General features: G+C 65.8%; 11 protein-coding genes and 3 pseudogenes. 9 read left to right on the top strand and 5 right to left on the bottom strand.

Features of this window, described 5'->3' with window-relative positions; all coding sequences use genetic code 11:
- The first annotated feature begins 135 nt into the window (after positions 1-135).
- Positions 136-753, top strand: coding sequence for a TetR/AcrR family transcriptional regulator (locus OYT95_RS35115; protein WP_112298549.1), 618 nt, complete (start codon positions 136-138; stop codon positions 751-753).
- Positions 754-793: 40 nt separating this feature from the next.
- Here OYT95_RS35115 and OYT95_RS35120 read toward each other — a convergent pair whose 3' ends face one another.
- Positions 794-1087, bottom strand: a complete 294-nt coding sequence (locus OYT95_RS35120) for a hypothetical protein (protein WP_442972531.1) — start codon at positions 1085-1087, stop codon at positions 794-796.
- 471 nt (positions 1088-1558) lie between these two features.
- On the opposite strand from OYT95_RS35120, the pseudogene OYT95_RS35125 reads away from it, so the two are divergent.
- Positions 1559-1726: pseudogene (locus tag OYT95_RS35125) on the top strand (glucose-methanol-choline oxidoreductase); the annotation flags it as partial.
- Positions 1727-2535: 809 nt separating this feature from the next.
- Here OYT95_RS35125 and OYT95_RS35130 read toward each other — a convergent pair.
- Both OYT95_RS35130 and OYT95_RS35135 read right to left on the bottom strand, forming a co-directional pair.
- Positions 2536-3715 (bottom strand): annotated as a pseudogene (locus tag OYT95_RS35130) (IS110 family transposase).
- A gap of 175 nt (positions 3716-3890) precedes the next feature.
- Positions 3891-4100 carry a hypothetical protein gene (locus OYT95_RS35135; protein WP_268790232.1) on the bottom strand — a complete coding sequence of 70 codons (210 nt, stop codon included), beginning with the start codon at positions 4098-4100 and terminating at the stop codon, positions 3891-3893.
- 205 nt (positions 4101-4305) lie between these two features.
- On the opposite strand from OYT95_RS35135, the gene OYT95_RS35140 reads away from it, so the two are divergent.
- The 5 genes from OYT95_RS35140 to OYT95_RS35160 all read left to right on the top strand — a co-directional run bounded on the left by OYT95_RS35140 (position 4306) and on the right by OYT95_RS35160 (position 9436).
- A complete protein-coding gene (locus OYT95_RS35140; RefSeq protein ID WP_268790233.1) occupies positions 4306-4677 on the top strand; it encodes a hypothetical protein in 372 nt (123 codons plus the stop codon).
- A gap of 849 nt (positions 4678-5526) precedes the next feature.
- The gene (locus OYT95_RS35145; RefSeq protein WP_157234245.1) at positions 5527-5685 is read left to right on the top strand and encodes a hypothetical protein; all 159 of its coding nucleotides are present in this window, start codon (positions 5527-5529) and stop codon (positions 5683-5685) included.
- Between the two features lie 581 nt (positions 5686-6266).
- A complete protein-coding gene (locus OYT95_RS35150; RefSeq protein WP_268790234.1) occupies positions 6267-6449 on the top strand; it encodes a hypothetical protein in 183 nt (60 codons plus the stop codon).
- A 157-nt stretch (positions 6450-6606) separates the two neighbouring features.
- Positions 6607-7011 carry a YciI family protein gene (locus OYT95_RS35155; RefSeq protein ID WP_268790235.1) on the top strand — a complete coding sequence of 135 codons (405 nt, stop codon included), beginning with the start codon at positions 6607-6609 and terminating at the stop codon, positions 7009-7011.
- A gap of 520 nt (positions 7012-7531) precedes the next feature.
- Positions 7532-9436, top strand: coding sequence for a potassium transporter Kup (locus OYT95_RS35160; protein WP_268792302.1), 1905 nt, complete (start codon positions 7532-7534; stop codon positions 9434-9436).
- Positions 9437-9480: 44 nt separating this feature from the next.
- On the opposite strand, the pseudogene OYT95_RS44775 reads toward OYT95_RS35160, so the two are convergent.
- Positions 9481-9653, bottom strand: a pseudogene (locus OYT95_RS44775) (phosphate signaling complex PhoU family protein); the annotation flags it as partial.
- A gap of 168 nt (positions 9654-9821) precedes the next feature.
- Positions 9822-11003 carry a PucR family transcriptional regulator gene (locus OYT95_RS35165; RefSeq protein WP_268790236.1) on the bottom strand — a complete coding sequence of 394 codons (1182 nt, stop codon included), beginning with the start codon at positions 11001-11003 and terminating at the stop codon, positions 9822-9824.
- A 145-nt stretch (positions 11004-11148) separates the two neighbouring features.
- On the opposite strand from OYT95_RS35165, the gene OYT95_RS35170 reads away from it, so the two are divergent.
- Entirely contained in the window at positions 11149-12660 is a 1512-nt protein-coding gene (locus OYT95_RS35170) for a long-chain-fatty-acid--CoA ligase (protein WP_268790237.1), read from the top strand.
- Positions 12661-12662: 2 nt separating this feature from the next.
- Positions 12663-14354, top strand: coding sequence for a PHA/PHB synthase family protein (locus tag OYT95_RS35175; RefSeq protein WP_268790238.1), 1692 nt, complete (start codon positions 12663-12665; stop codon positions 14352-14354).
- Positions 14355-14370: the final 16 nt, after the last annotated feature.

Raw genomic sequence — 14370 nt, forward strand, 5'->3', positions numbered from 1 at the left:
GTCGGAAGGCTGGGTTGTCTCGGTGTCCGGGGAGGGCAGCGGGCTCTTCTCGATTTCGCCGGACAATATGTCTTTTGATTAATAGCGTGAACTTCACAAGACGATGTGTCAAGTGAAAATGTTAGAGTGACGGCCGTGGCCACCAGGAAGTATGAGCAGCGCCTGCGCGCGGAGGCGGCCGAGGAAACGCGCCGCAACATCCTCGACGCGGTCTATGACCGGCTGCGCCGAGCACCGTCCACACCGGTGAGTGTCGAGCAGGTTGCCCGCACGGCGGGGGTCTCCCGGTCCACCGTCTACCTCGTCTTCGGTTCACGAGCGGGGCTGTTCGACGCAGTTACCACCGACCTGTGGTGGCACCGGGCAGGGTTTCAGGCGGTGGTGGACGCGGTGGAGCACCCGGACGCGCGGGAGCACCTGCGCGGCGGAATCGACTCCGGTGTCCGGGTGTTCGCGGCCCACCGCGACGTCTTCCGGGCACTGTTCTCGATGGCCCAACTCGACGCGGATGCCGTCGGCGGGGCCATCGCGCGGATCGAGGAGAACCGGGCCGGCGGGATGGCCCACCTCGCCCACCGACTGGCCGAGCAGGATGTCCTGCGGCCGGAGATCACCGTCGACGAAGCCGCAGACCTGCTCTGGCTGTTGGCGAGCTTCGACAGCTTCGACCAGCTCTACACCGGGCGGAATCTCCCCGTCGACGACGTCTCCCGGACCCTGATCGCAACCGCCGAACGCACCCTCTGCCGGTGACCGGTCGGCCTCGTAGGCCCAGGTCCGTACGCGGGCACGTTCACGCCGGGTCGGTGTTTCTCCGGGGTTGGCGGCGCCGGTGAAACCGTGCGCGCTGGAGATCGAGGAGTGTCGCGCTCTCGGCGTCTACTCGCCGGTGTCGACGGGCGATTCCGACCCGGACGGCAGTCGTGTGTCGGTGCAGTGCTGCTGCACGGCCGTGTGCGTTCTCGTCCTCGAGGAGGTAACCGGCCGCTCGGTCGCATCGAATGAGCAACTGTTCGTAGGCGAGGCGCGCTGGTGCCTGTTCGTCGAGTTGCCTGATCGCGATGTGCTCCACGAATTGCAAAGGCATACGCAGCAATTGGTAATTGATTCGCAAAAGTGTCATCGGCACGCCGCGCAGTGTTGTCACGATCGGGGATGTTAGCGCTCGTGGAGGAAACGTGCGGAGGGTTTCGCGCCGATGCGCCGACCACGCTGCGGATCTGCCGGACTGAAACGACCAGGGCTGACATCGTCTTGGCTGGTCCGAAGTCCAGTTCGGCGTCCTCAAGCAGGTTCTGAGCTCGTTGGATTCCGACGTAATCGGATCCGTACCCGCAAGTACGAAGGCGCACGCAACTACCGCGGTGGCCGGCGGGATGCGACCCTCTGGTTACCGCCCGCAGTGCCATTGATTGCCCATAGGCCGTGCGAACCCGCGGCCCGCGGGTTTCAGTACAGGTCGAGTTCAGGTGCGGTGGCCAGGTATTCGATCTGCTCCAGCGTCACCGGGACGGTGGACTCCCCGATGGGGTGGTGCTGATGATGACCTGTTGGGTGGTCGAATGTCGAGGAAGCGTATGGATTTGCCCGCAGTCGCCCCGACCCGCCGCTGCCCGACCTCGAGATACTCTTCGCGCCCGCACCGTTCTTCGAGGAAGGGCTCCTCGCACCGACAGCGCACGCCGTCGTTATCGGCGCCGTACTCCTGAAATCTGTCAGCCGCGGCGGTGAAGGACCCCACAGACGAGGGTCTCGAGCTCGGCGGGTGGAGTATCGCCTTCGGAGCGGGGAACCGCAATTCGGTGCGGGCGTCCTCGTCGGAGGGAATCGGCAGGTGCCATCAGGCATCGTCGCCATCGCGGCGTTGGCCGAGGGTAACCCCGCTTCGCAACAGGCGGTAGTCCTTCGTGTCGAAGTACCGGGCCGACAGCTGTTGCAATTCGACGACGGGTTCACCAGCGACGCCGGGCAGTTCGGTCGGCGACGGTAGTTACTGGTCCGGGGCACCTGCGTTCGGCATCTCGCGCGGCCTCGGGGATACGGGCCTGTGTGGTCGCCATCGGAGCCCTTCTCAGTGAATTACCTGACCGAGAACCGCGACCGCGCGCGCCGATGTCCGGCGGACCTGTCGGATTGGGTACTCGGAAACGAGTTCGCGACCATTGAGGAAGGGCTGTTCGAACTCACGGCCTTCGTAACGACTCGTGGATGCGGCGGGCGACGGCGAGACCCCGAGTTTCGCGCGCGCGAGTCCGCTGCAAGCGAGCCATCTGCGTTCGTGGGCCGTGTCGCGTCGGAACCACGCGGAGGGTGTCCGCGTCAGGAGGAGCCGAAGCCCGGCGGCGGAGACATCTTGAATGGCGCGGGCGGGTTATTTTGCTCGCGGTTTCGATCCCGTTGCATTTGGCCGCCGTTGTTGTCGCACATGTTCATCTGCTGCTGAATTTGGTCCGGCGGTAGCAGCCAGTTGTTGTTGGGATCGCACGGGTCTTGCCCCGGGGGGGTGTCCCTATGGTTTTCGTCAAGCGGCTGCGGTTACTGGGGTTGGTAGTGGGTCTTGTTCTTGAGCATGGCGTAGAGGACGTCGCATCGGCGTCGGGCGAGGCAGATCAGGGCGGCGTTGTGCTTCTTTCCCTCGGCGCGTTTGCGGTCGTAGTAGCCGCGGCTGGTCGGGTCGCCCAGGGCTGCGAACGCGGACAGGAACAGGGCACGTTTGAGCTTGCGGATGCCTGACCGGGCGGGGTGTTCACCGCGGATGGAGGAGCCGGATCGGTGGGTGACCGGGGCAATGCCCGCGTACGCGGCGAGGTGTCCGGCGGACTTGAACGCGGAACCGTCGCCGACCTCGAGCAGGATCCGTGCTGCCGCCGAAGACACCGATGCCGGGCATCGAGGTCAGGACGCGGGAAAGAGGGTGGTCATCGAGCATCCTTTCGACATCATCGCCGATCGTTTTCCGTTGCAGAAGGACTTCTTTCAGGGAGTCTGCGAGCTTCGGCAGGACGATCTCGGCGGCCTTGCTGCCGGGCACCCTCACCGATTGAGTTTCCAGTGCGGTGAGGATCTCGGTGGCGAGGCGGGCACCCATCCGGGGTGCGTGCTTGACCGCGAGCGTGGTGAGTTTGCGTTTGCCGGCCTGTCGGATTCCGGCGGGTCCGCCACAGCGCGAGAGGATCTCGAGGACGGCGGGGTGGGTAACGCGGGGACCGAGCACCCGTTCGAGGGCTGGGTGGACGGAAGTGAGCAGTCCGCGGATCCGGTTGCTGATACGGGTGGCTTCGCCGGCGAGGTCGTCGTCGAAGCCGACGAGAACCTCGAGTTCGGCCAGCGCCTCGTCTCCGGTGTCGACGCGGCGGAGGGTGTGGGGCATGGTCCTTGCGGTGTCGGCGATGATGAATGCGTCCCGGGCGTCGGTTTTCGCCTGTCCGGGGTACAGGTCGGCGATGCGGCGCATCGACAGCCCCGGCAGGTAGGCAACGTCGTGTCCGCAGGCGCGGGCGATGGTGACCGGCAGGGCGCCGATCGTGTTGGGTTGATCGACGATCACCAGGACGGGTCCGTGCGCGGCCAAGCCGTCGAACACCGCACGCAGCTTCGTCTCGTCGTTCGGCAACGCCTTGTCGTAGATCTTCTTTCCGGCGGCGGTCAGTCCGACGGCGTGGTGTTCGCCTTTTCCTACGTCGATGCCGCAAAACACGGCGTAACTCGTGTCCATTCAGCAGTCCTTCGTCCGGCCAGTCCGGTCGCCGATCCAGCATCGATACCCGACACCCACGTTACGAGGAGACCTTCCGCAGTTTCCGGTGGCCCTGTCCCTATCAGCGGTCCATCGACGCCACCAGGTTCGGCGACACCACCCCCCGGATCATTCGAGAGACAGGGGCAAGAAGTCATACCGAACTTGGCGACCGCAGTCCCGCGAAACGGGACCACGAAGACGGTAACGGGCCGGTCGATGCGGCGGCGGACACCACCGCGGGTGCGGCGATGGAGGCCACCGCGGGTCCGGCGGCGAGTCCTGCCGGTAACGTGACGATCGATCCGGCCACTACCAGCCTGACCAGAAGGATCTTCCTGCGTGCCTTCGTGGTTGTGTTCATTGTCGGTGCTCCTTCGGCATGAAATTGAAGCCGTCGGATACGGCACCCTGCGAGTGATGCTGTTCGCGCGTGGATCGTGAGCCAGCATCGTGCCGTGTCGCGCTGCTGTTGCGTGACCGCCTCGGTTGCCCCGGATGCCCGCTTCGCGTGGCGCTCCAAGGCAGCCCGACAGCGAGTCTCTTCCCATCGTATCTGTTGAGCTCTCGTGCGGCCCGCGGGGATTCGCCCACTCCATACGACGGGAACGACCGCGCCGGTCGACTCCCAGCTCGCCCATAACCACCTCGATCGCGGAGACACCGGCGGATCCGGCCGAGGCCGCGGCCACGCTGCCGCTGCCGCTGCTGCGGCAGCGGCCGAAGGGGTGGTAGCGCGGCTGTCCGCGGTCGCCGACGGGATCACCAGTGCCGTGGACCTGCTTGGGGACCAGGCCGCCGTCGAGGTGCACCTGCGCCGCGCCCTGGTGACCGCGGACAAGGTGCGGGCCGATGCCGTCGCCGAGCTCGAACACCTCCGCGACCGGCTCGACACGGTGATCGACGACCGGGCCGCTGCCCTTCGCCGACGCCCGGCGTGAGCATGCCGAGCAGGTGCGCGCCCTGGCGGCGGGCCCCTAGGAGGTGGCCGAGCAGCATCACCTCGTTGAATCCCTGCGCACCCGCGCCGCCGAGCACGGGACGAGATCACCCAGGCCTGTGCAGGGAAGGGGACCGCGCTTCCGCTGCCGCCGCGGCCACGGTCGGCCGGCCCGAACCGGACCTCGACGACGCCCGGTCCGCCATTCAGGCCGAGGGACCCGCACAGATGAGATCCGCGACGATCTCGCCACCGCCCGTGCCGATCTCGCCGCCTCGTGCTCTCAAACGGAGGCCGTCTGGGAGCGGATCGAGGAACTCCGCGCGGAACTTGGCCGAGGCCCGCCGTCGCACCACTTCGCCGATCTGACGGGACGCCGGTGCGCGGCACGACGACGCCCCACGTCACCCGGATCGAATTACTGCTGGTCGACTCCGAAGGGAGCGCCCGATGATCTGCGACATCCCCGCGGGCGGGCTCGGGCCGGTGCCGACCATGCCGGCGTCAGGACAGTTCCTGATGTCGCTGGACCGAACTACCGGGCGCGCGGGGAGGCGGGTGTGGCTCTCGTAAGTGACATCCCGAACGATCTGTTGCTGTCCGCGCGTGCTGTCGGTCGGCGCACCCGGAATCGCGGGCCGAGCCCCTCGAACCGGCGGTCAGGGTTTGAGAAATACCTTGAGGACGACGATGACGGACGCGACGGCGTCGAGGCCGAACGCCTGTTCTCGCTGGCGGAGCTGATCCAAATGCAGGGCTGGATGGGGTGCCGAGCCGGGCACCGAACTGTGCGATGCGCCCGTGTGCTTGGGGCGGCCATCGACCGGCGACCTGGGCGTATCGTGAATTGATGAAGACCAAATCACCTCAGCGCGAGCTTGCCTACCGGCTGGCGGAGCGGGACGAGTTGGTAGTGGAAATCCTCGAACTCGAGGGCCGGTTGGCGAGAGCCACACGCCGCCTCGAGGAACTGTCCGCCGAGATCAAACCGTCCGGGCACGTGGAGTAACGCTCTCGACCCGCTCTGCCCACTCGGCCGATGCGGGTGGGATGGTTTGTGCTGCTCGATTGGATAAGTGCTGTGGGAGCGGCCGACGGGCTCGAACGACTCGTCCTTCACACGAGCTGCACTGATCAGGCCGCTGCAGTCTCCCGCAATCGGTACTGCACTCTTCCGCCGTGGGCGAACAGCCGTTCCTTCTCCGGCTTGGGGGCCGATTTACCCCGGATGGCGCCCGTCCACCATCAGGACCGGCGGCGGCAGCACCGAGACGATCGCACTCAGCTCGCTCCGCGCGGGGAGTTGGGCGAGGATTCCTCGGGCGGTGACTGCCTCCAGGCTGTGGGGGTCCTTTTATGCTGCGGGAAGGCCGATTCCGTCGAGCCTTTGTGTTCGACAATCAGTCGGAGTCGTCGGGCGGCCCGTTCCGGTCCCTGAGCGATGAGCGGCAAAGAGGAGGGGCCCCGGCGATGTGCACACCATGGTCTTTGTCGGCAGTGTTGGTACTGGTCCCTAGTCCTGCAAGCTCGGGTCGGCAGACAATGGATCTTGACACAATCGAGAGGCTTCACTCTTGCAAAGGAGCACCGATGACTGACACCGTCGTCGACGCCGTAGCAGCCCTTCATGTGACCGAGTACTGGGTGGTCGAAGTAGACCGCCACGACGGGACGTGTTGCACATTCGGGCCGTTTACCGCCGAGGCAGCCTGGGCGAGAATGGAACATCGGACCGCGCCCACCAGGTTCGCCGCCGTAGTAGGGAAACGATGAGCATCACGGACAGCGCCGACGACACCATCCGGATCCCGGGCGGACCAGATAGGGCAGAACTGAGAATTTTTGGTGGGGATGTCGAGAACTGCAACCGGACTCCGTCCTTCCTGTGAAAGCGCCAGAATGGGCGCACCACACGACGAGGAGCGAGACGATGCCGAAGTTCATGTTGCTGCAGAACTACGAGGGTGGAGCGGGTTGCACGGTGCCGATGCCAGAGTGGACCCCAGCAGAGATCGCCGCGCACGTGAGGTTCCAGCAGGACCTCAACGCAGAGCTCGCCGCGGCGGGTGAACTGGTCGATGCCCAGGGTCTGGCCGGCCCGGAGGCCGCGAAGCGGGTGACGTTCGACGGCTCGGGCGTCCCGGTGGTAACCGATGGCCCGTTCCCGGAGTCGAAGGCACTGCTCGCCGGCTATCGGATGATCGATGTCGAGTCGCAGGCGCGCGCCCTCGAGGTCGCGGCGAAGTCTTCGGCTGCCCCGGGCCCGGGTGGCAAGCCGATCGTGCAGCCGATCGAGGTCCGGCAGGTGATGGGCGCACCGGAGATCGATCTGTGAGATCGACTCCGCGGTGGAGGACCTGCTGCGCCAACCGGCACCGCGTCGCGCTCGGCAGCGACGATCTGGACGGGATCCTCGATGTCCGCGACCTCGGCCGCATTCCGTTGCCGTGATCGCGCAGAACTGCGGGATGTCTATCGCCGTCAACGCGATCGGACTGCTCGTCAGCACTGTCGGTGGCCTCTGAGGCAGCTCGTGCGTGGCGCCGCAGAGATGTTCGATAGGTCGGGATTCGAGGGCACGACCCTCGGTGACCGGGGCGTCCGGAATGGCGAAGGCGCGCTGTATTCCTATTTGCCTTCGACACCATCGACCAGGTAGGAGCACCGCGCTTCCCATGCTGCGGCGAGCGGCCGCCTGCACCGGTGCGTGCTTCTGGCCTGGAGGTCTTCGACCCGCAGGACGAGAAACGCGACTTCTGCGGTCACCGCGTCCAGGAAGGCCGACAATGGGATCCGGTCCTGCAGACGAGGAGCGCACTGTGGACACAGAGCCCGGAGTCGGTCGGTCGAGTCGCATGGCGGGCGGTCGAGAAACGGTTCGAGTCGCCGTCATGGTCGGGGCGCTGGGTGTGGTGTTCGGCGACATCGGGACCAGCCCGATTTACACCATCCAGACGGTGTTCAATCCGGAAGATCCGCACCCGGTGCCGATCAGCACGAGCAACGTGTACGGCGTTGTGTCGCTCATCTTCTGGTCGGTGATGCTCATCGTCACCGCTACTTATGTCTTGCTGGTGATGCGCGCCGATAACGACGGCGAGGGCGGCGTCATGGCGCTGATCACGCTGCTCCGACGTTTGGGTGCGGTGCGGGGCGGTCGTGTTACTGCGGTGCTGGCCGGGCTGGGCATCTTCGGTGCCGCCCTGTTCTTCGGCGACAGCATGATCACGCCCGCGATCTCGGTACTGTCCTCGGTGGAAGGCCTGAAGGTCGTCGAACCGGGGTTGGAAGAATGGATCGTGCCGATCACGGCGGTCATCATCGTGGCGTTGTTCTCCGTGCAGCGCCGCGGCACGGCGGCGGTCGGCCGGCTGTTCGGGCCGGTGATGATCGTCTGGTTCGCCTCGATCGGGGCCTGCGGGGTGGGCGGCATCGCCCGGCATCCGGAAATCCTCAAGGCGTTGTCGCCGACCTATGCACTGAGCTTCATGTTCGGGAATTTCGGGATTGCCTTCTTCGCGCTGGCCGCGGTCGTGCTGGCGGTCACCGGTGCCGAGGCACTATATGCGGATATGGGCCATTTCGGCAGGCGGGCGATCACCCGAGGCTGGCTGGGGCTCGTCCTGCCGGCGTGTGTGCTGAGCTACCTCGGCCAGGGTGCGCTGCTTCTCGGCGACGAGAGTGCCGTGAGCAGCCCGTTCTTCCTGCTGGCCCCCGGCTGGGCACGGTGGCCGTTGGTGCTGCTGGCCACCGCGGCGACGGTGATCGCCTCCCAGGCGGTGATCACCGGCGCCTACTCGGTGGCATCACAGGCGGCCCAGCTCGGTTACCTGCCGAGACTGCGGGTGGCACACACCTCCGAGTCGACGATCGGACAGATCTACGTCCCGTGGATCAATTGGGTGCTGATGGTGTCGGTGCTCACGCTGGTCTTCGCGTTCCGCAGCTCGGCGGCGTTGGCGTACGCGTTCGGAATGGCGGTCACCGGGACGATCACCATCACGACGCTGCTCTTCTTCTACATCGCCCGTACCCGGTGGGGTACGCCATTGTGGCTGGTGGTGTGCGGCGCCGGCTGCTTGCTGGCGGTCGACCTGCTGTTCTTGGCGGCGAATCTGACCAAACTGGTGCACGGGGCCTGGCTGCCACTGCTGATCGCGCTCACGGCGTTCACGGTGATGACCACCTGGCAGCGTGGGCGCGCCATCGTCACCGGCGCACGGGAGCGAGCGGAGGGATCGTTGGCGGACTTCGTCGGCCAGCTGCACGACTATCGGCCGTCGCTGGTGCGGGTCCCCGGCACCGCGGTGTTTCTCAACCGCGGCAAGCAGACGGCGCCGTTGGCGATGCGTGCCAATGTCGAGCACAATCGCGTGCTTCAGCAACACGTGGTGATCCTGTCGATCAACACGCTGCCGGTGCCGCGCGTACCGGACACCGAGCGGACGGAGATCGATAAGCTCGGCTACGCCGAAGACGGGATCGTTCACGTGACAGCATTTTTCGGGTACATGGATGCGCCGAACATTCCGGATGTACTGCGTCTGCTCGACCCCGCGGAGACCGAGGGGCCGATCGCGGTCGACAGCGCCTCCTACTTCCTGTCGAAGATCGAGTTGACGATGGGGACGGCACCGACGATGGCATCATGGCGCAAGCGTCTGTTCATCGCTACCTCGTACATCACGGCAGACGCTGCCGAGTACTTCGGCCTTCCGGGGGAGCGGACCGTGATCATGGGTTCTCGAATCGACGTGTAGGGGAGTGAATCGTCATCTCGCGTGCCCGCTCGTCACCGGACGGTGGCGAACTCGGTGGCCACTCGGCCCATTTGTGCGAGCAGTTGTTCGGCGTGTCCTGAGGTGATGTGGTCGGGGTGGCGGCGGCGCACGCTTTCGGCGACGTGTTGCGCCAGGCCGCCCATTGAGTCAGATCAGCTACCAGATGGGCACCGGTGATGACCTGGCGTACGGGGATTCACATCCGACCGCGCCGGTTTGCCTGGTTGATGCGCGGGCGACGTCCAGTTGTCCGTAACTCGGACGGCAGCACCCGACTCCTCGACGCCGACTGAGGCGAAGCCAGGCCTACTCCGATCCTGGACCTCAAGTCTGGTGGAGTTAGGGCAGCGTAGCGCTGGGTCGCTCAGGGCAGCAGGCGGTCGATCTCGAATGCCAGGCAGAGCTCGGCGATATCTCTTGGCCGTGACAGCGACTTTCCGGTCCACTCCTCGATGCGGCGGAGTCGATGCCGAACGGTGTTTGGGTGGCAGTAGATTTTCGCGGCGGTCTCGTTCGCTGAGCCGCCGGCATCGAGCCATGCGGCGAAGGTATCCACCAGAATCCGGCGTTCCTCGGGTGGGAGGTGGTCGATCGGTCCGAGTACGGACTTCCCGATCCTTTTCATGGCCTCGGGTGCGCTGACGGCGGCGAGCGCTAGCGGAGACCCGTCGAAGACTGTGATCAACGAGTCGCCGGACGGTCTCTCGCCGATGGCTATCCGGGCGAGTCGGAGTGCTTCGCTGGTCTCGCTGAGGTCGTCGAACTGCGGGCTGATGCCGACGCGCGAGGAGGCAACTGTGTCGAGGGCATCGATAAGCTCGCGGAGGATGTCGGGTCGACGGAGGAAGACGATGCCGACCTGTTGGTCGGGCAGCAGTCGCCATGCTGAGCGGATGTCGCGGACGTCGAGCTTGCTTGCGATGTCCGGTAGGCCGACTTTCCCGAGGGCTGGAACCTCCGCTGCTACAACGACATACGGGCCAGCCGTCGGTAATCGCAAGAGGTCGGCTGTCTCCCAGAGGCTCTGTGTGTCGGTGATCCGGCGGAACAACAACGCTTCCACCAGCGCCGAACGCTCCTCCTCACGGCGGAGGACTCGAATCGTTTGTTGGTGCCGGTACGCGTCGGTCATCGCCTGCGTGAACATGTCCTGGGCGATGAGGATCTGCGAGGTGGCGTTCAGGATCGTGTCGAGCGGCACCCCGCTGCTCCTTGCCTCGGTGACCGTCTTCTCCCACATGAATCGGAAGCCGATGCGGTATGCCGCCATCACCGCCGGTAGCGGGACCCCGGCCAGTGCTCGGGCTGTCCCCGTTGCTTCGGCAGCGGAGACGTCCATCTCGGTGTCACCGGCCAGTGAATGAAAGACGAAGGTCATGTTCGCGGTGCAGCTGTGCTGGATCTCGTCGGTGGTCACGAGGGTGTTCGACCGGTAGTAGTCGATGTCACGGCGGATGACCGCAGCCAGCGCGGCACCCAGCTGGTCGGCACGGGCCAGCATCGAGACGGCGAGTTCGACGATGAGTGGATCGGGCGGTCGTTCCATACCGACACGATAGGCCCGATCAACGCCGGTTGTGGGCGCTCACACCGACGGCCCATCGACGTTGTTCCCGCCGCCATCGACTCAGCCGGCGCCGGGAGTCACCCTTGAATCACCGGCAAAACGCCAACAGTCACCGGAGGTCCTCTTGTCCAATTTGAGTCTGAATCTTGTTGCCTCAGCGCGAAACTACCCCGACTCGGTGGCGCTTCGCTGCGACGATCTGGAGTTAACCTTCACCGAGTTCGACGCGGGGGCCGCGCGAGTCGCCACCTTCCTCGACCGCGAAGACATCGCGCCCGGCGATAGGGTCGGGCTGATGCTGTCCAATACGCCGGCGTTCGCGCTGGCCTTCTACGGCATCCTGCGCAGCGGTGCCATCGCCGTGCCGATCAACCCGTTGCTCAAGTCCCGCGAGATCGAGTTCTATCTCTCCAACACAGGTGCGACGGCGCTCTTCGCGACACCCGCCTTCGCCGCGGAGGCCACCGCCGGCGCGGCGGGCGCCGGGGCGAAATGCTGGCTGGTAGGCGATGCCGATCTGGCGAGGCTGACGGCGGATCTGCCCGAACAAGCGAGTCCGGTCGACCGCGCCGACACCGACACCGCCGTCGTCCTGCACACCTCGGGGACGACCGGCAAGCCGAAGGGGGCCGAGCTCACCCACGGCGGCCTCAACCGCAACCAGGACGTCGCCGCGCGCACCCTGATCGAACTGGGGCCCGACGACGTGGTGATGGGGTGCCTGCCACTCTTTCACGTCTTCGGGCTGACCTGCGGGCTCAACACGTCGGTGTCAGCGGGCGCGACACTCACCCTGATCCCCAGATTCGACCCGCACAAGGCCATCGAAGTGATCGAACGCGACGCCGTCACGGTGTTCGAGGGCGTGCCGACGATGTACTCGGCACTGCTCGGTGAGGCGAAAAGATTTCCTTCGTCGGCGACCGAGACCCTCCGAGTCTGCGTATCCGGCGGCGCCTCCCTGCCGGTTCAGGTTCTCACCGATTTCGAGAAGTTGTTCGGTGCCACGATTCTCGAGGGCTATGGTTTGTCCGAGACCTCCCCGGTAGCCTCCTTCAACCACCCGCACCGCGAGTGCAAGCCCGGTTCGATCGGTACCCCGGTCGAGGGTGTCCAGATGCGGATCGTCGACCTGGCGGGCCACGAGGTCCCGCAGGGCGAGCTCGGCGAGATCCAGATCCGGGGACACAACGTGATGAAGGGGTACTGGAACCTGCCGGAGGCGACGGCGTCGGCCCTCTCGGCCGATGGCTGGTTCTCGACCGGTGACGTCGGCAAGGTCGACGAAGACGGCTACTTCTACATCGTCGACCGCAAGAAGGACCTGATCATCCGCGGTGGCTTCAATGTCTACCCCCGGGAGATCGAGGAGGTGCTCTACGAGCATCCGGTGGTGGTCGAAGCTGCGGTCATCGGTCTTCCGCACGACTCACTCGGCGAGGAGATCGGCGCTGCGGTCGTCCTCGGGGACGGCGCACCGGTCGATCCCACCGAACTGCGCGAGTTCGTGAAGCAGCGAGTTGCTGCCTACAAGTACCCCCGCCACGTATGGATCGTCGACAGTCTCCCGAAGGGAGCGACAGGGAAGATTCTCCGCCGCGAGGTGTCCGTTCCGACAACCGAAAGCACCAAGTAGCCATGACAAACCCGATCAAGAACCCCGACGAGCTCGCCGCGCCGTTAGACCTGCTGCTGACCAACTCCACTCGAGGATTTGTCGGCCGAATGCTCCCGAATGGCGCCTGGGCCCGCTTCGCGGTCAATCTCACCAAACGGCAGGGCGCACTCGCTCGGCGCGGCACCGCCCTGGCCCGCGAACTGGGCACGATCGCCGTCGGGACCTGCGAACGTGTCCCCGCAAAGGGTGACAAACGCTTCGCCGATCCGGCATGGCAGGGCAATCCCCTGCTCGAGCGAACCATGCAGGCGTACCTGGCGGCGGCGGAGACGGCCGACAAGCTGTTCGACGATGCCCAGTTGGATTGGCGAGACGCGGAGAAGATGCGGTTCGTCCTCGACAACATCATCGAGGGGTTGGCGCCGACCAACAACCCGTTGATCAGCCCGGTCGGCTGGAAAGCAATGATCGACACCGGCGGACTGAGCGCCGTACGCGGACTGAAAGCCTTCGCCCGCGACATGCTGTCCCAGCCAAGGATTCCGGCGATGGTGGATCCCGACGCGTTCGCCGTCGGCGAGACCGTCGCCACCACCAAGGGGGCGGTGGTGCTGCAGACCCGGGCGTTCGAGCTGATCCACTACGCGCCGCAGACACCGAAGGTGCGCTCGACCCCGCTGCTGATGATCCCACCTGTGATCAACAAGTACTACATCATGGATATCGCTCCCGGTCGCAGCATGATCGAGTACTTCCTGCAGCAGGGCCAGCAGGTTTTCGCGATCTCGTGGCGCAATCCCAAAGCCCGGCATCGTGATTGGGACGTCAATACATACGGTGCGGCGATCATTGAGGCACTCGATGCGGTGCAGAAGATCGCCGGGACCGACAGTGCGCACCTGCTGGCGACCTGCTCGGGCGGCATCCTCGCCGCCATGACTGCGGCCCACCTCACTGAGATCGGCCAGGGGGATCGGATCGCCGGACTCACGCTCGCCGTCACGGTGCTCGACCAGAGCAGGGCAGGCTTCGCCTCGGCCGCAATGAGCGAGCGAGCAGCGCAAGCCGCCATCCGAGCGTCGAGGTCCAAGGGATACCTCGACGGACGGGCGATGGCCGAGGTGTTCGCATGGCTGCGACCGACCGACCTGGTGTGGCGGTACTGGGTGAACAACTACGTGCAGGGCCGCTCGCCCGCAGCCTTCGACGTGCTGTTCTGGAACGCCGACACCACCCGGATGGCGGCGGCGCTGCATCGGGACCTGGTGTTGATGGGGCTACACAACGCGCTGACCACCCCGGGGGCGGTGAGCATGTTGGGAACCCCGGTCGACCTGTCGAAGGTCACAGCGGACTCGTATGTCATCGGCGGTGTCGCCGATCACATCTCACCCTGGCAGGCCTGCTACCGCAGTGCCCGGCTGCTCGGCAGCAAGGACAACCGGTTCGTCCTCTCGTCGAGCGGCCACATCGCGGCACTGGTCAACCCGCCGGGCAACCCCAGGGCCGCGTACCGGATCGGCCAAGTCGATCAGGACACGGCCGAAGACTGGGTGCAGACGGCCGAGGAAGCCACCGACTCGTGGTGGCCGGACTACATCAGCTGGCTGGCCGACCGCAGCGGACCCGAGATCGACGCGCCACAAACCCTGGGCGGCCCGGGCTATGCACCCGTCGCCCCAGCGCCAGGCACCTACGTGCACCAGAACTGACACCACCGGAGAGAAG

It is taken from the genome of Rhodococcus sp. JS3073, from assembly GCF_026810085.1.
Lineage (GTDB): Bacteria > Actinomycetota > Actinomycetes > Mycobacteriales > Mycobacteriaceae > Rhodococcus_F > Rhodococcus_F wratislaviensis.